The organism is Pseudomonas sp. M1 (assembly GCF_022760135.1).
Classification (GTDB): domain Bacteria; phylum Pseudomonadota; class Gammaproteobacteria; order Pseudomonadales; family Pseudomonadaceae; genus Pseudomonas; species Pseudomonas citronellolis.
The window spans coordinates 5613674-5629789 of sequence record NZ_CP094343.1; the positions used below are offsets into that span (position 1 = coordinate 5613674).

Consider the following 16116-nt stretch of genomic DNA (forward strand, 5'->3'; position numbering starts at 1 on the left):
CCGTTTGACAAAAGGGACTCGCCCGAGGGGGCGAAACAAGACGGTCGGGCAGACTCGGTGCGGCGCAGAAACACCCAAGCCAAGGCAACTGGGTTATTCCCCTTCAGTATTGTTCGCGGCAATGACGAGGTTAAGGCCGGAGTGGGGCAAGCTTCGCGAGCCAAGCCATAACCCCAAATGAAAAATACCGTTTCCCCCAGGCAGAGAAACGGCATCCCTTCTTAAGTGAACAGCATTACCGCCATGCGGGGCTTTTTCCTTGGCAGGAACGTAGGGCGAATAACCGTTCGCGGTTATCCGCCGTTGGCCGTGCCGCCGAGGTGTCCGGCGTGGCCGGCGAAACCAATCGCGGACGGAGTCCGCTCCTACACCCGCGCTTCCCTGGAACCGTAGGAGCAACTGTCCTGCAGGCCGCGCCGAGGTGCGCCTCAACGGATGGGTTGAGCCTTGGCGAAACCCATGCGGTCGTGGCGATGGGTATCGCTTCGCTCAACACCATCCTACGGGGCGCTGGTTTGCCCGGACTCTGTCCGCGATTCGGCGGATAACCCGTAGACGTTGGCACACCGGAGAAATGCCACCTGGCGGCGAACCATCGCAACCGCGCGGGCATGAAAAAGGCGATCCTCGGATCGCCTCTTTTCCTACTTGACCACTTTCAGGCTGGGCCGCCCGCTGGGCCTTGGCGGCTCGTCGCTGGGCCCGCCGTCGTCCTGCAGTTCCTCGTCGTCCGCCGGCACCGGCGGCTCCAGGTCGAAGACCATGCCCTGGCCATTCTCCCTCGCGTAGACCGCCATCACCGCCTGGGACGGGATGTACAGGCTCTGCGCCACACCGCCGAAGCGCCCCTCGAAACTCACCGCCTCGTTGTCCATCTGCAGGTGGCGCACCGCCGTGGGCGACACGTTGAGGACGATCTGGCCATCGCTGGCATATCCCGGCGGCACCCTGACCCCTGGATATTCGGCGTTCACCAGGATATGCGGCGTACAGCCGTTGTCGACGATCCACTCATAGAGGGCTCGTACGAGGTAGGGTCGACTGGAATTCATCATCGGTTTCCTTAGCGCATATCACGTTCGATGGAGGACAGACTAGCCTGGAAGCTGTCGCGGGCGAACTGCCGCTCCATGTAGTCGAGCAACGGCTTGGCCTGGCGCGGCAGCTCGATGCCGAGCAGCGGCAGGCGCCAGAGGATCGGCAGCAGGCAGCAGTCGACCAGGCTCAACTCCTCGCTGAGGAAGAAAGGCTTCTCGGCGAACAGCGGCGACACCCCCGTTAGACTCTCACGCAACTCCTTGCGCGCCAAGGCGCGATCGCCATCCTTCTGACGATCGTCGAGGATGCGGTCGACCAGGGCGCACCAGTCGCGCTGGATGCGATGCACCAGCAGGCGGGTGTTGGCCCGCGCCACCGGGTACACCGGCATCAGCGGCGGGTGCGGATAGCGCTCCTCGAGGTACTCCATGATCACCGTCGACTCGTAGAGCACGAGGTCGCGGTCGACCAGGGTCGGCACGCTGGCGTAGGGGTTCACCTCGGCCAGCTTCGGCGGGCAGCGCCCGGCCTGGACCTCGACGATGTCGGCCTGGACGTTCTTTTCCGCCAGGACCAGACGCACACGATGGCAGTAGTGATCGGCAGGGTCGGAGTAACAGGTGAGCTTATTGACTGCGGCCATGCCGGGCCTCCTCGCAACAGCATTTCAGGGAGGTAAAAAGACGCGCGCGCCCCGTAGGGCGCGCGCGCTTCAACGCTTGGAGCTGGCTTGTGCTAGTGCACGTCCTTCCAGTATTCGCGCTTGAGCAGGTAGGCGAACACGAAGAAGAAGGCCAGGTACAGCAGGACGTAGGTGCCGATGCGGTGGGAATCCAGCTTGTTCGGGTCAGCCGAGTAAGCCAGGAAGGTCACCAGGTTCTTCACCTTCTCGTCGAACTGCGCTTCGGTCAGCTGGCCGGTCTTCGGCACCACGGTGAGCTGGTCGCAGGCCTCGTGGGTCAGCGGCGTACCGGTCAGCGGATCGAACTGCTTCTTGCCATTTTCCACGACCTGGATCTGCTTGCAACCGATAACCTGGCGGCCTTGCACGCTACCCAGCACGTTGGGCATGCCGACGTTGGGGAACACCTTGTTGTTCACCCCCCACGGGCGCTTGGGATCCTCGTAGAAGGAGCGCAGGTAGGTGTACAGCCAGTCGGTGCCACGCACGCGGGCCACCAGGGTCAGGTCCGGCGGCGCGGCGCCGAACCAGACCTTGGCGTCGGCCGGCTTCATGCCGATGTCCATGTGGTCACCGATCTTCGCCCCGGTGAACACCAGGTGGCTGAGCATCAGCTCCTCGGGAATCCCCAGGTCACGGCCAACGCGCTCGTAGCGCTGGAACTTGGCGCTGTGGCAACCCATGCAGTAGTTGGCGAAGGTACGCGCGCCATCCTGCATGGCTGCTTTGTCGGTCAGGTCGATGTCGACGTGATCGAGGGCCGGTCCGTGGCCTTCGGCGGCGAAGCCGAAGAGGGGCACCAGGGCCAGAATCAATGCTGCGAATTGCTTTTTCATCAGCCAGTCACCCTTTCCGGAACCGGTTTGGTTTTCTCCATCCGGGTGTAGAACGGCATCAGGATGAAGAACGCGAAATACAGGATGGTGCACAGACGCGACAGCGTGGTGCCCAGCGGCGACGGAGCTTGCGAGCCGTAGTAGCCGAGGATCACGAAGGACACCGCGAAGATCACCAGCCAGATCTTGCTCAGCCAGCCCTTGTAGCGGATCGAGCGCACCGGGCTACGGTCGAGCCACGGCAGGACGAACAGCACGGCGATGGCGGCGCCCATGGCGATGACGCCCATCAGCTTGTCCGGAACCGCGCGCAGGATCGCGTAGAACGGGGTGAAGTACCACACCGGGGCGATGTGCTCGGGGGTCTTGAACTGGTTCGCCATCTCGAAGTTGGGCTTCTCGAGGAAGAACCCGCCCATTTCCGGGAAGAAGAAGATCACGGTGCAGAACACGAACAGGAAGACCACCACGCCGAGGATGTCCTTGACGGTGTAGTACGGGTGGAACGGGATGCCGTCCAGCGGGATGCCGTTCTCGTCCTTCTTCTTCTTGATGTCCACGCCGTCGGGGTTGTTCGAGCCGACTTCGTGCAGCGCCAGGATGTGCAGCACGACCAGGCCGAGCAGGACGATCGGCAGGGCGATCACGTGCAGGGCGAAGAAGCGGTTCAGGGTGATGCCGGAGATCAGGAAGTCACCGCGGATCCACTGCGCCAGCGCCTCGCCCACCACCGGGATGGCGCCGAACAGCGAGATGATCACCTGGGCGCCCCAGTAGGACATCTGGCCCCAGGGCAGCAGATAGCCCATGAAGGCCTCGGCCATCAGGGCGAGGTAGATCAGCATGCCGAACAGCCAGACCAGTTCGCGCGGCTTCTGGTAGGAGCCGTAGAGCAGGCCACGGAACATGTGCAGGTAGACCACGATGAAGAACGCCGATGCACCGGTGGAGTGCATGTAGCGGATGATCCAGCCGTAGTCCACATCGCGCATGATGTATTCCACGGAGGCGAAGGCTTCTTCCGAGGACGGCGTGAAGCTCATGGTCAGCCAGATACCGGTGAGGATCTGGTTGACCAGCACCAGCAGTGCCAGGGAGCCGAAGAAGTACCAGAAGTTGAAGTTCTTCGGGGCGTAATACTTGCTCAGATGGTCTTCCCACATCTTGGTCGCGGGGAAGCGGGCATCGACCCAAGCCATGAACTTGTTCATCAGGCTTTCTCCTGGTCCACACCGATGGTCAGCACGTCACCATCGAGGCTATAGGGCGGAATCGGCAGGTTCAGGGGCGCGGGCTGGCCCTTGTAGACGCGACCGGCCAGATCGTAGTGGGAGCCGTGGCAGGGGCAGAAGTAGCCACCCTTCCAGTCCGGGCCGAGGTCGGCGGGAGCGACTTCCGGGCGGAAGGTCGGCGAGCAGCCCAGGTGGGTGCAGATACCAACGATGACGGCGAGTTCCGGCTTGATGGAGCGCAGCTTGGGATCGACGTAGGTCGGCTGCTCGGAAGCCTTGGACTCCGGGTCGGCCAGCTGACTTTCGAGGGTCGGCAGGGCATCGAGCATTTCCTTGGTTCGGTGAACCAGGAACACCGGCTTGCCGCGCCATTCAGCGATGACCTGCTGTCCTGGCTCGATCTTGCCGACGTTCACCTTCACCGGCGCGCCGGCCGCCTTGGCCTTGGCACTGGGGAACCATGACCCCACGAACGGGACCGCAGCTCCGACAGCTCCCGCGGCGCCGACCACCGAAGTGGCCGCGACGAGGAAGCGACGCCGGCCTGCATTCACGCCGTCATTACTCATTCAGTCGTCTCCCATCAGCTTTAGCCCGTTATCTTCTCGGGCCTTAGAGTAAAAGTTGTGCCGCAGAAAAATTCGCCAAATGGTAAAGAAAAGCCCTGTAGCTGACAAGGTAATTACCCCCGAGCAGGAAGCTGGAACCCTTGCGCCATGCGGCTCCCAGACCGTGCGACACCTTGCCGCATAAATTACCGGCCCCCTTAATCCTAGGCATAAAAAAACGCCCAGTCCTCTCGGCGCTGGGCGTTTTTTTCGAAGCGTCGTATTAACGCTTGGAGTACTGCGGACGCTTACGCGCTTTACGCAGACCGACTTTCTTACGCTCGACCTCACGGGCATCGCGGGTGACGTAGCCGGCTTTGCGCAGGGCGCTGCGCAGGGTCTCGTCGTATTCGATCAGGGCGCGGGTGATACCGTGACGGATCGCACCGGCCTGGCCGCTGACACCACCACCGACGACGGTGACGTAGATGTCGAACTTCTCGGTGTTCTCGGTCAGCTCGAGGGGCTGACGCACGACCATGCGAGCGGTTTCGCGGCCGAAGAACACGTCCAGGCTGCGGTTGTTGATGGAGATATTGCCGGTACCCGGACGCAGGAAGACGCGTGCGGTAGCGGTCTTACGACGGCCAGTGCCGTAATTTTGAGTCGCCGACATGATGAGCTATCCCGTTAAATCTTCAGTTCTTGAGGCTGCTGAGCGGTGTGCGGGTGGTTGGCACCCTTGTACACTTTCAGCTTGCGGTACATGTCGCGACCCAGCGGGTTCTTCGGCAGCATGCCTTTGACCGCGATCTCGATGACGCGCTCGGGAGCCTTGGCAATCAGCTTCTCGAAGTTGATCGACTTGATACCGCCCGGGAAGCCCGAGTGATGGTAGTACATCTTGTCGGTGGCTTTGGCGCCGGTGACACGGACCTGCTCGGCGTTGATCACGACGATGTAGTCGCCGGTGTCAACGTGCGGGGTGTATTCCGGCTTGTGCTTGCCGCGCAGGCGGGTAGCGATTTCGGTAGCCAGACGACCCAGGGTCAGGCCAGCAGCGTCGACGACGAACCAGTCGCGCTTAACAGTTTCTGGTTTCGCGGTGAAAGTTTTCATTCGTTATAGCCTCAGGGGCCGCCTGAAAATAAGACGGCGAATCTTACTGGACAGTGGTTGCCTTGACAAGTCAAGGACAGCCAGAAACAGACACGATTTGGGGCTCGGGTCAGTGTGCGTCCGTAACGACTAGATGTATCAATCGGCAGGCTAGGCATCCCCTACCGATGAAAGGCTGCCGAATTATGCAGATTCCGGCAGAATTTACAACCTTGTTAACCACTTGATTTCACGAGGAGACGCCATGGAGTACCGCCCGCTCGGCCGCACCGAACTGAAAGTCAGCGCCCTGTGCCTGGGAACCATGACCTGGGGCGAGCAGAACACCGAGGCCCAGGCCTTCGCCCAGATCGACCTGGCCAAGGCCGCCGGCGTCAACTTCATCGACACCGCCGAGATGTACCCGGTGCCGCCGCGCGCGGAGACCTACTCGCGCACCGAGTAGATCATCGGCAACTGGTTCCGCCAGCGCGGCGACCGCGCCGAGTGGATCCTGGCCAGCAAGGTGGCCGGCCCCGGCAACGGCATCAGCCACATCCGCGACGGCCAGCTCAAGCACGACCGCAAGAACCTGGTCGCGGCCCTGGACGCCAGCCTGAAGCGCCTGCAGACCGACTGGATCGACCTCTATCAGTTGCACTGGCCCGAGCGCAGCACCAACTTCTTCGGCCAGCTCGGCTACCAGCACAAGGAACAGGACTTCACCCCGCTGGAGGAAACCCTGGAAGTGCTCGACGAGCAGGTGCGCGCCGGCAAGATCCGCCACGTCGGCCTGTCCAACGAGACGCCCTGGGGCACCATGCGCTTCCTGCAGCTGGCCGAGGAGCGCGGCTGGCCGCGCGCGGTCTCCATCCAGAACCCCTACAACCTGCTCAACCGCAGCTTCGAAGTGGGCCTGGCGGAAATCGCCATCCGCGAGCGCTGCGGCCTGCTGGCCTACTCGCCGCTGGCCTTCGGCATGCTCTCGGGCAAGTACGACAACGGCGCGCGCCCGGCCAACGCCCGCATCACCCTGTTCAGCCGCTTCACCCGCTACACCAACCCGCAGAGCGAGCGCGCCTGCGCCCGCTACGTGGCCCTGGCCCGCGAGCACGGCCTGGACCCGGCGCAGATGGCCCTGGCCTTCGTCACCCGCCAGCCGTTCGTGACCAGCAACATCATCGGCGCGACCTCGCTGGAGCAGCTGGAAAGCAACCTCGCCAGCTTCCAGCTGCAACTCTCCGAGGAAGTCCTGGCCGGCATCGAGGCGATCCACAAGGACCAGCCGAACCCGGCGCCCTGAAAAAGCGGCGGCAGGCTACAAGCCATAGGCTGCAGGCAAGAGCCTGCCGCCTGTAGGAGCTACTGTCTTGCCGACTGCGCTCTTCGCAGGATGGGTTGAGCCTGCGAAACCCATGCGGTGGTGGCGATGGGTATCGCTTCGCTCAACCCATCCTACGGTGGCGTTTCTCCTGCACCTCGCAGGAGGGCCTTGCCGCTTACAGCGCCCGGGCGATGATTTCCTTCATGATCTCGTTGGTCCCCGCATAGATGCGCTGCACCCGCGCATCGGCCCAGGCGCGGGCCACCGGGTATTCCCACATGAAGCCGTAGCCGCCGTGCAACTGCACGCACTCGTCGAGCACCTTGCACTGCAGGTCGGTGGTCCAGTACTTGGCCATGGCCGCGGTGGGCACGTCGAGCTTGCCTTCCAGGTGCAACTCCAGGCAGCGGTCGACGAAGGTGCGCCCGATCTGGATCTCGGTGGCCATCTCGGCCAGCTTGAAGCGGGTGTTCTGGAAGTCCGCCACGGCCTTGCCGAAGGCCTTGCGGTCGCGGGTGTAGTCGAGCGTCCACTTCAGCGCCGCCTCGGCCGAGGCCAGGGCGCCCAGGGCCACGGTCAGGCGCTCCTGGGGCAGTTCCTGCATCAGGTAGATGAAGCCCTGCCCCGGCTGGCCGAGCAGCGCCTCCTTGGGCACGCGGACATCCTGGAAGAACAGCTCCGAGGTGTCCTGGGCCTTCATGCCGACCTTCTCCAGGCGCTTGCCCTTCTCGAATCCCGGGGTGCCGGCCTCGACCAGGAACAGGCTGGTGCCCTTGGCGCCGGCCTTGGGATCGGTCTTGGCGACCACTATCACCAGGTCGGCGAGGAAGCCGTTGGTGATGAAGGTCTTGGAGCCGTTGATCACGTACTCGTCGCCATCCAGCACCGCGGTGGTCTTCACCCCCTGCAGGTCGGAGCCGGCGCCCGGCTCGGTCATGGCGATGGCGCCGACCATCTCGCCGGAAACCAGCTTGGGCAGGTAGTGCTGCTTCTGCGCCTCGCTGCCGTAATGCAGGATGTAGGGCGCGACTATGTCCGAGTGCAGGGAGAAGCCGATGCCGGTCAGGCCGAAACGGCCGATCTCCTCGATCACCACGGCGCTGTAGAGGAAGTCCGCGGCCATGCCGCCGTAGGCCTCGGGGATGTGCGAGCAGAGCATCCCCGCCTCCCCCGCCTTGTTCCACAGGGCGCGGTCGATGTGACCGTCCTTTTCCCACTGGTGATGGAAGGGCACGGCTTCCTGCTCGAGGAACTTGCGCACGCTGTCGCGGAAAAGCTCGTGGTCGGAACTGAACAGGGTTCTGGGGATCATGCTCGCCTCCTGGCGCCTCGCTGGAGGGCCGAATGTAGGTCAGCCCGCCGAGCGGCGCCTACTGGACACTTGCGCCAAAAAATAAGACGATCCAGCCGCCATTTGACCGGTTAGGCGTCGAATGCAGCCCTCCACAACAATGATAAGAACGATGTCCGAACAATCCGAATCTTCCCTGAAAAGGGTCTGCATCCTGGCGACCGACGGTGTCTTCGCCTCCACCCTCATGCAGGCGCGGGACTTCCTGCACATGGCCAGCCTGCGCTTCGGCAGACAGGAAGGCCTGGGCCTCACGCCGCTGCTGCAAAGCCGCATCGTCAGCCCCGACGGCCAGCCGGTGCGCGCCTTCAGCGGCGACCTGCTGGCGGTGGACGGCGCCCTCGAGGAATCCGACCTGGTGATACTGCCGGCCTTCTGGGGCGACTTCGACCAGCTCCTGGCGCGCTACCCGCAGGTGGTGCCCTGGCTGCGCGAACGCCATGCCGCCGGCAGCGCCATCGGCAGCGAGGCCACCGGGGTGTTCTGGCTGGCCGAGGCCGGCCTGCTGGACGGCAAGGAGGCGACCACCTACTGGCGCTTCTTCGACGACTTCGCCGCGCGCTACCCCAAGGTGCTGCTCAACCGCGAGAAGCACATCACCGACGCCGACAATCTCTACGCCGCCAGCGGCGTGACCTCGGCCCGCGACCTCTACCTGTACCTGATCGAGCGCTTCTGCGGCGCCAGCGTGGCCCAGGGCGTGTCCCGCGACATCCTCTTCGAGGTGCAGCGCAGCTACACCCCCGGGCGCCTGGGCTTCGGCGGCCAGAAGCTGCACCACGACCCGGCCATCCTGCAGGTCCAGCAGTGGCTGGAGGAGCACTACGCGGACAAGTTCCGCTTCGAGGACGTGGCCCGCGAGCACGGCATGAGCATCCGCAACTTCATGCGCCGCTTCCAGGCCGCCACCGGCGACAAGCCGCTGCACTACCTGCAGCGCCTGCGCATCGAGACGGCGCGCAGCCTGCTGTCGACCTCGCGCAAGAGCATCAAGACCATCAGCTACGAGGTGGGTTACGACGACGCCAGCTTCTTCGCCCGGCTGTTCCGCCAGCACACCAAGCTGTCGCCCAACCACTACCGCAACCAGTACCGGCGGAAAGAGGCCTGAAACACGCTATCCATAGGATAGGTCCCGTGCCTGCGGGCAGCTCCCTATGATCGGGGCTGCCCTTCCAGAACAAGAACACGGGATTCCCTCATGCGCCGCCTACTGCTCGTCCTGCTCGCCTGCTTCTGCCTGCCCACCTTCGCCGCGGGCGACTGGAAACCCTTCCCCTACGATCAGAGCGCCTTCGACTATTCCGGCGACAAGCTGCGCAGCGCCTGGCCACGGCTGACCCGCGGCTTCGGCGGCTACCCCTTCCCCGACGCCGCCTGGGTGACGAAGATGGCCGCCGCCCACCCGGACGCGGTGGCGAAGACCGTCGCCGCCGGCAGCGGCTTCAGCGGCAAGCCCGAGGAAGCCCAGGCCTACGCCGAGAAGCTGCAGGACGTCTGGCGCAAGCTGTTCCGCGGCGACTTCGCCCAGGCCAAGCGGGACGGCCTGGCCCTGGGCGTCGGCGGCCAGGTGCCGGCGATGTTCGCCCAGGTGCTCTACGCCATGTTCTTGGCCCCGGCGGCGGACAAGCAGCAACTGCTGGAAGAGGTGATCAGCTACACCGACCAGGCCGGCCCGCTGCTCAACGCCGACCCCATCGCCCAGTTCGGCCGCGCCTACGCCAAGGCGCGGCTGGCCGAGGAACTGCCGGTGCCGGTGGTGCTCAAGCGCGGCTACACCAGCGACATTCCCAAGGAACTGGACGCCATCCTCGCCAAGCAGCCCAGCCAGCCCTTCGCCCTGGCGCTGTACGGCGGCTACGAGGCCGGGGTGATCCGCAAGGTCGGCAAGCTGGTCGGGCGCATGACCTACGGCGTCAGCGCGGACAAGATGGAGACCTACTTCGCCCGCTCATTCCGCGCCAGCGACGACCTGCCCATCGGGCACTACGAATACGCCAATGCGCTGGGCTATGTGTATGGAGATGACGAGCAGGACAAGGCGCTGGAACAGTTGAGGAAAGCGGTGGCGATCAAGCCGATCAATGCCATGGAGGCATTGGAAGTGGCGCATGCGAAGCAGTTGTTGCAGAAGGCGGAGGCGCAGACTGCACAGCGCTGAACGCTTTTCGTAGGAGCGAGCTTGCTCTCGAAGGGGGTTTGCCGGCGGTGCTTGGTGTTGTCCCGAAGAGCCCCTCTCCCTAACCCTCTCCCTGAAGGGAGAGGGGACCGTTGGGCAGGGCTGGGTATACTGGAGTTAGCCGGCAACTCCGACGGCTTCCAACTGAAACCATTCCATCTCTCGGCACGGACTGCCCCCTCTCCCTTCAGGGAGAGGGCTGGGGAGAGGGGGCGGCCTCAACCTTGGCACTAAACCACCCTGCCAGCATCCTTCGCGGGCAAGCTCGCTCCTACGAAGAGCCAGAAACGAAAAAGGGCTGCCATCCGGCAGCCCTTTTCGCATCACCACGCCCCCATCACGGCCGATGCGGTCGGCTGAGGAACTCGTGGGACTGCATCTCCAGCAGGCGGCTCAGGGTGCGCTGGAATTCGAACTCCAGGCGCCCGCCGGTGTACAGGTCCTTCAGCTCCACCTCGGCGGAGATGATCAGCTTGACGTTGCGGTCGTAGAACTCGTCCACCAGGTTGATGAAGCGGCGGGCCATGTCGTCCTTGGCCACGTTCATCTGCTCGACGTTGGAGATCAGCACCGCGTGGAAGATCTTCGCCAGCTCGATATAGTCGTTCTGGCTGCGCGGGCCGTCGCACAGCTCGCGGTACTCGAACCAGGCCACGTCGTCGCAGGTCAGGCGCGCGCGGATCTCGCGGTTCTCGATCATCAGCACGTCGTCGCGGGTGGCCGCGGCGCATTCCGGGGTGAGCTTGCGGAAGTCGCGGGCCATGGCCTGCTCGGCCTGCTCGGTGAGCGGCCAGTGATACAGCTCGGCCTGTTCCAGGGCGCGCAGGCGGTAGTCCACGCCGCTGTCGACGTTGACCACCTCGGTGTGCTCCTTGAGCAGGGCGATGGCCGGCAGGAAGCGGGCGCGCTGCAGGCCGTCGCGGTACAGGCCGTCGGGCACGATGTTGGAGGTCGCCACCAGGCTGACGCCGTTCTTGAACAGTTCCTCCAGCAAGGTCGCGAGGATCATGGCGTCGGTGATGTCGGAGACGAAGAATTCATCGAAGCAGATCACCCGGGCCTCGTCGGCGAAGCGCTTGCCGATGATGGTCAGCGGGTTCTTCTCGCCCTTGAGGGTCTTCATTTCCTCGTGCACGCGCTTCATGAAGCGGTGGAAGTGCGTGCGCATCTTCTGCTTGAACGGCAGCGCGTCGAAGAAGGTGTCCACCAGGTAGGTCTTGCCGCGTCCCACGCCGCCCCAGAAGTACAGGCCCTTGACCGGGCCGCTGGACTTCTTGCCGAGCAACTTGCCGAACAGCCCGGGCTTGGCCTGGTCGGCCGCCAGCAGGTCGTCATATAGACGCTGCAGGTGCTTCACGGCATTGGCCTGGGCCGCATCGTGGAAGAAATCGGGACGTTTGAGGTCTTCCTGGTAGCGCTGAAGGGGCGTCATGATCGGTAGCAAGGCAACGAAAACGGGGCCGACACTTTAGCGACGGCCCCGCTTCTTGGCAATCGGCCATCCGTCGAGGATGGCCGTGTGCGGGCTTACTCCTGGGGCGCCAGGGCCTCGCGCACGCGCTCGATGGCGGCGTCGCGGCTGGCGGCATCGGCGAACTCGGGGCTCTGCGCCACGGCCGCTCCATCCAGCCACAGGGCGAAGGCATTGCCTTCGACGCGCAGGTCCAACGCCTCGCCGCCCTGCAGGCGCTTGCTCACCGCACCGGCGGACTTGCCGTCGGCGAAGGCGTTGGACAGCAGCAGTTGCTCGCCGGCGGCGTCCAGCAGGCGGAAGCGGAAGCTGCCGTCGTCCTCGCGGAAGCTGACGATGCGCGCGCTCTTGGCGGCCTTCTTCTTGCCCTCGCTGGCCACCTGCACCTGCTCGCGGAACGAGCGCAGACCAACTGCTTCGCGCAGCTCGCCGAGGAACGGGGTGGCGATGCGGCGGGCCTTGGCAGCGCCGGCCAGGAGGATGTCCTCCAGGTCGCCCGGGCGGGTGATCAGCGTGTGGTAGCGCTCGCGGGCCTCGCCCAGCTCGGCTTCCAGCAGTTCGTAGAGGCGCTGCTTGGCTTCGCCCCAGGCCAGGCCTTCGAGCAGCGCGGCGCGGAATTCGGCCAGTTGCGCCGGCGTGGCGAAGGCCTGGTAGAGGGTGAACAGGTGCGAATTGTCCGGGTCCTTCGGCTCGCCGGGGGCGCGGGAGTCGGTGACGATGCGGGCGATGGCATCCTTGAGCTGCTTGCTGCTGCCGAACAGCGGAATGGTGTTGTCGTAGCTCTTGGACATCTTGCGCCCGTCCAGGCCCGGCAGGGTCGCCACCTCTTCCTCGATCACCACTTCCGGCAGGGTGAACAGCTCCTTGCCGTTGCCGAACAGGTGGTTGAAGCGCTGGCCGATGTCGCGGGCCATTTCCACGTGCTGGATCTGGTCGCGGCCGACCGGCACCTTGTGCGCGTTGAACATCAGGATGTCCGCGGCCATCAGGATCGGGTAGCTGTACAGGCCCATGCTGACGCCGGCGTCCGGGTCTTCCCCGGCCTCGACGTTCTTGTCCACCGAGGCCTTGTAGGCGTGGGCGCGGTTGAGCAGGCCCTTGGCCGAGACGCAGGTCAGCAGCCAGGTCAGCTCGGGGATCTCGGGAATGTCGGACTGGCGGTAGAAGGTCGCCTTGTCGGTATCCAGGCCCAGGGCCAGCCAGGTGGCAGCGATCTCCAGGCGCGAGCGCTGGATGCGCAGCGGGTCGTCGCACTTGATCAGCGCGTGGTAGTCGGCCAGGAAGTAGAACGAGTCGGCCTGCGGGTCGCGGCTGGCGACGATCGCCGGGCGGATGGCGCCAGCGTAGTTGCCCAGGTGCGGGGTGCCGGTGGTGGTGATGCCGGTGAGGATGCGGGTCGTCATGGGATACCAGAAATCAGCGCGGGAAAAATGAGCGGCCTGGATGTTAACCCGCGGCGCCGGCCGGCGCGAGCCGGGGCTGCAGCAGGTCCTTGAGCTCGATCAGCTTGCCGTGGAAGAAGTGGCTGCACCCGGGCACGCGCAGCAGTTCGTGGGGCAGCGCCAGCGACTCGCTCCAGGCGTAGACGCGGGCCGGGGTCACCACTTCGTCATCTTCGGGCTGTACCACGGTGATGGGGCACTGCCGCGGCAGCTCGACCGCGAAGCGCTCCACCGGCGGCGCCAGCATGAACAGGTGACGCAGGGCCACGCCCTGCCCCTCCAGGCGCGCCGCGGCATTGCCGGCCACGCAGGAGCCGAAGGAGAAGCCCATCAGGGTCAGCGGCAGGCCGGGATGTCGCTCGCCGAGCCAGCGGGCCGCGGCCAGGGCGTCGTCGATTTCGCCACGGCCATCGGCGTAGCTGCCGGCGCTCTGGCCGACGCCGCGGAAGTTGAAACGCAGGGTGGCATAGCCGGCGTCGCGGGCGATGCGCTGCAGGGTGGCGACCACCTTGTTCTGCATGGTGCCGGCGAACAGCGGGTGCGGATGGCAGATCAGCGCCACGCCGATGGCGTCGGGGGTGTCCAGGTGCAGGGCTTCCAGGGGGCCGTCCGGGCCATCGATGAACAGGGGGATTTCGCGGGTGGACAAACAACAACTCCGTGACCCCGAAGCGGGTCGTCTCGTCTAGCTCGATACCGCGCCGACACCGAGGCCTCGCCCCGTGGTATACAGCGCAGGTGCAAGCCGCTAACGTAAAGCAAAGCCGTCTATAGAGGAAGGATTCGCGTGGAACAGTCCCTCACCACCTGGTTGGTCCCGGTCATCGCTCTGCTCGTCGGGGCCGCTGTCGGCTTCCTGATCGCTCGCCTGCTGCCCAGCGCCGCACCCAACCGCATGCAACGCCAGGTCGATGACCTGCAGGAACGCTTCGACAGTTACCAGCGCGAGGTGGTGACGCACTTCAACACCACCGCCAGCTTGGTGAAGAAGCTCACCCAGAGCTACCAGGACGTCCAGGAACACCTGTCCGAGAGCGCCGAGCGCCTGGCCCTGGACGAGCAGACCAAGCAGCGCCTGCTGGCCGCCCTGCACGCCGAGGACGGCTACCCCGAACGCCGCGAGCGCCTGACCCCGCCGGCCAGCCAGGAAGCGCCGAAGGACTACGCGCCGAAGAGCGGCGAAGGCCCCGGCACCCTGGACGAGACCTACGGCCTCAAGCGCAAGCTCTGAGCCCGCAGCGCCCGCAGAAAAGCCCCGCCATGGCGGGGCTTTTTCATTTCAGAAGCGACCTACAGGCACTGGCGACGAGCATCCCCTGTAGGAGCGGACTCCGTCCGCGATAGGCAGCCCTCCACTCGGAGGCTGATTCATGGACAGAGCACAGCGAGCGGACTTTGTCCGCGATAATCGAAGATGTCGGCGCGGATCACGAATGAAGTCCTACGCCGCCCCACCATGCACCCCACCTACGCATTTAGACTGTAAGGCTTTGATTTTTAAACACTAAAAATGGCGCTCGCTGCAATCGATGCCCAACAATGTCAGACGATTTCCGACGGTTCCCCGCAAAAGTCCCTGAGCGAGCCACGAGCCAGGGGAGGCGCAATGTGTGGTCAATGGACAGTCAAGAGAAGTGCAATTGCGCATCTGAAGAACCGTTTCAGCCAATCATCCCCAGAACAGAGAAAGCGGAACGGCCGTCAGTTGCTGGTCGAAAGGCACCACCTGCTCTCCCGTGTAGAAAACGATTCCTCGCTTGAACTGCCGAGGGGTCGTATCACGCAGGTGACGCAGGCCGTTGAAGTCCTTCGCACTGATCGTGGTAGCCGCCTTGACCTCTACCCCGACCAACTCACCCCGCCGGTTCTCCAGGACAAAGTCGACCTCCATCCCCGTGGAAGTTCGATAGTGCATCAATGTCGTGCGTATCTCCGCCCACGTCTGATGCTTGGCCAGCTCCGCATATACAAAGGCCTCCACTAGGTCACCCGGCAAACCGAGCGAAGCTGATACGCCGGATTTACTCACCCCCAGCAGGTGAGCCATCAGCCCATAGTCCGTCACGAATAGCTTGGGGGACTTCTGCAGGCGTTTGCCCAGATTGGAGGACCAGGCCGGAACCTGGCAAATCAGGAAAAGTGTTTCCAGCAGCGTCAGGTAGCGCTTCAAAGTCGTCTGCGGAATACCTGTGGCGCGGGACAGCTCAGCAGCGTTGAGCAGACCACCACTACGCGCGGCCAGCAACTGCATCAACCGGGGCAGCTCCGTCAGCCCCTCGATCTGGGCCAGATCACGAACGTCACGCAACAGGATAGTGCTCAGGTAGTTGTCGAACCAGGCTTCGCGCCGGCGCTCGCTCGTACGCGATAATGCCTCCGGATAGCCCCCAGCCATCAGCCGCCCGATGAAGTCATCGCGTTGATAGGCACAGCGATCCGGGAACTCTCCGTCGAACAGCCTATCGATCATGCTGATTGGCCGGCCGGCAACTTCACTCTGCGCCAGCGGCCAGAGCGTCAGCACCTCCATACGCCCGGCCAGAGAATCGGCAATCTGGGGCAGTAGCAGGACGTTGGCCGATCCGGTCAGTAGGAAACGGCCGGGCGTACGATCCTTGTCCACCTCGGCCTTTATGGCCAGAAAAATCCCGGGAGCTCGCTGCACTTCATCCAGGCAGACCGCCCCTTCGAGCGCCCCGATGAAGCCGAACGGGTCGGCTTGAGCAGCCGCCAGCACAGCCGGATCGTCAAAGGTGAAATAGCGGACATCCTGCTCCAAGGTTCGAACCAGGGTGCTCTTGCCTGTCTGGCGGGCGCCATTGATCAGAACGACCGGAGAGTCATCCAAAGCTTCAAGCGTGTACTGGCGGATTTTGCGTGGGTACATTGTGTAAATTCATCCATCAACCGGGTGA

The 16116-nt window shown here is 64.2% G+C and carries 15 protein-coding genes and 1 pseudogene; 4 read left to right on the forward strand and 12 right to left on the reverse strand.

Translation table 11 applies throughout. The features are described 5' to 3' along the window. Nucleotides 1–644: 644 nt before the first annotated feature. The 7 genes from PM1_RS24800 to rplM form a co-directional block, all read right to left on the reverse strand. On the reverse strand, nucleotides 645–1052 hold the full coding sequence (locus PM1_RS24800) for a ClpXP protease specificity-enhancing factor (protein ID WP_024128168.1): 408 nt from the start codon (nucleotides 1050–1052) through the stop codon (nucleotides 645–647). Between the two features lie 11 nt (nucleotides 1053–1063). After that, nucleotides 1064–1681, reverse strand: a complete 618-nt coding sequence (locus tag PM1_RS24805; protein WP_009617896.1) for a glutathione S-transferase N-terminal domain-containing protein — start codon at nucleotides 1679–1681, stop codon at nucleotides 1064–1066. Between the two features lie 92 nt (nucleotides 1682–1773). Next, nucleotides 1774–2556, reverse strand: a complete 783-nt coding sequence (locus PM1_RS24810; protein ID WP_009617891.1) for a cytochrome c1 — start codon at nucleotides 2554–2556, stop codon at nucleotides 1774–1776. After that, nucleotides 2556–3767: a cytochrome b gene (locus PM1_RS24815; protein WP_009617889.1), complete on the reverse strand. Its 1212-nt coding sequence runs from the start codon at nucleotides 3765–3767 to the stop codon at nucleotides 2556–2558. The genes PM1_RS24810 and PM1_RS24815 overlap by 1 nt, the downstream gene beginning before the upstream one ends. Continuing rightward, complete coding sequence (gene petA, locus PM1_RS24820; protein WP_009617887.1) at nucleotides 3767–4357, reverse strand: ubiquinol-cytochrome c reductase iron-sulfur subunit; 591 nt, start codon at nucleotides 4355–4357, stop codon at nucleotides 3767–3769. Before petA ends, PM1_RS24815 begins: the two co-directional genes overlap by 1 nt. Before the next feature lie 262 nt (nucleotides 4358–4619). Then, nucleotides 4620–5012 carry a 30S ribosomal protein S9 gene (gene rpsI, locus PM1_RS24825; RefSeq protein WP_009617885.1) on the reverse strand — a complete coding sequence of 131 codons (393 nt, stop codon included), beginning with the start codon at nucleotides 5010–5012 and terminating at the stop codon, nucleotides 4620–4622. Between the two features lie 14 nt (nucleotides 5013–5026). Beyond that, nucleotides 5027–5455 (reverse strand): 50S ribosomal protein L13, encoded by a 429-nt coding sequence (gene rplM, locus PM1_RS24830; RefSeq protein ID WP_009617884.1) that lies wholly within the window; start codon nucleotides 5453–5455, stop codon nucleotides 5027–5029. Between the two features lie 244 nt (nucleotides 5456–5699). Here rplM and PM1_RS24835 point away from each other — a divergent pair. Continuing rightward, nucleotides 5700–6737: pseudogene (locus tag PM1_RS24835) on the forward strand (NADP(H)-dependent aldo-keto reductase). Nucleotides 6738–6933: 196 nt separating this feature from the next. On the opposite strand, the gene PM1_RS24840 reads toward PM1_RS24835, so the two are convergent. Then, the gene (locus tag PM1_RS24840; protein WP_009617873.1) at nucleotides 6934–8070 is read right to left on the reverse strand and encodes an acyl-CoA dehydrogenase family protein; all 1137 of its coding nucleotides are present in this window, start codon (nucleotides 8068–8070) and stop codon (nucleotides 6934–6936) included. A 250-nt stretch (nucleotides 8071–8320) separates the two neighbouring features. Here PM1_RS24840 and PM1_RS24845 point away from each other — a divergent pair, with 250 nt between their 5' ends. Next, nucleotides 8321–9220, forward strand: coding sequence for a GlxA family transcriptional regulator (locus PM1_RS24845; RefSeq protein ID WP_161788523.1), 900 nt, complete (start codon nucleotides 8321–8323; stop codon nucleotides 9218–9220). 90 nt (nucleotides 9221–9310) lie between these two features. Continuing rightward, nucleotides 9311–10270, forward strand: a complete 960-nt coding sequence (locus tag PM1_RS24850; RefSeq protein WP_009617869.1) for a hypothetical protein — start codon at nucleotides 9311–9313, stop codon at nucleotides 10268–10270. A gap of 355 nt (nucleotides 10271–10625) precedes the next feature. Here the strand turns inward: PM1_RS24850 and zapE are convergent, their stop codons facing one another. The 3 genes from zapE to PM1_RS24865 all read right to left on the reverse strand — a co-directional run bounded on the left by zapE (nucleotide 10626) and on the right by PM1_RS24865 (nucleotide 13850). Then, on the reverse strand, nucleotides 10626–11720 hold the full coding sequence (gene zapE / locus PM1_RS24855; protein WP_009617867.1) for a cell division protein ZapE: 1095 nt from the start codon (nucleotides 11718–11720) through the stop codon (nucleotides 10626–10628). A gap of 95 nt (nucleotides 11721–11815) precedes the next feature. Next, on the reverse strand, nucleotides 11816–13162 hold the full coding sequence (locus PM1_RS24860; protein WP_009617865.1) for a tryptophan--tRNA ligase: 1347 nt from the start codon (nucleotides 13160–13162) through the stop codon (nucleotides 11816–11818). Between the two features lie 43 nt (nucleotides 13163–13205). Beyond that, entirely contained in the window at nucleotides 13206–13850 is a 645-nt protein-coding gene (locus PM1_RS24865) for an alpha/beta hydrolase (protein ID WP_009617863.1), read from the reverse strand. Between the two features lie 138 nt (nucleotides 13851–13988). Here PM1_RS24865 and PM1_RS24870 point away from each other — a divergent pair, with 138 nt between their 5' ends. Further along, the gene (locus PM1_RS24870) at nucleotides 13989–14432 is read left to right on the forward strand and encodes a YhcB family protein (protein WP_009617861.1); all 444 of its coding nucleotides are present in this window, start codon (nucleotides 13989–13991) and stop codon (nucleotides 14430–14432) included. A gap of 438 nt (nucleotides 14433–14870) precedes the next feature. Here PM1_RS24870 and PM1_RS24875 read toward each other — a convergent pair whose 3' ends face one another. Next, nucleotides 14871–16088 (reverse strand): ATP-binding protein, encoded by a 1218-nt coding sequence (locus PM1_RS24875; RefSeq protein ID WP_009617859.1) that lies wholly within the window; start codon nucleotides 16086–16088, stop codon nucleotides 14871–14873. Between the last annotated feature and the right edge of the window lie 28 nt (nucleotides 16089–16116).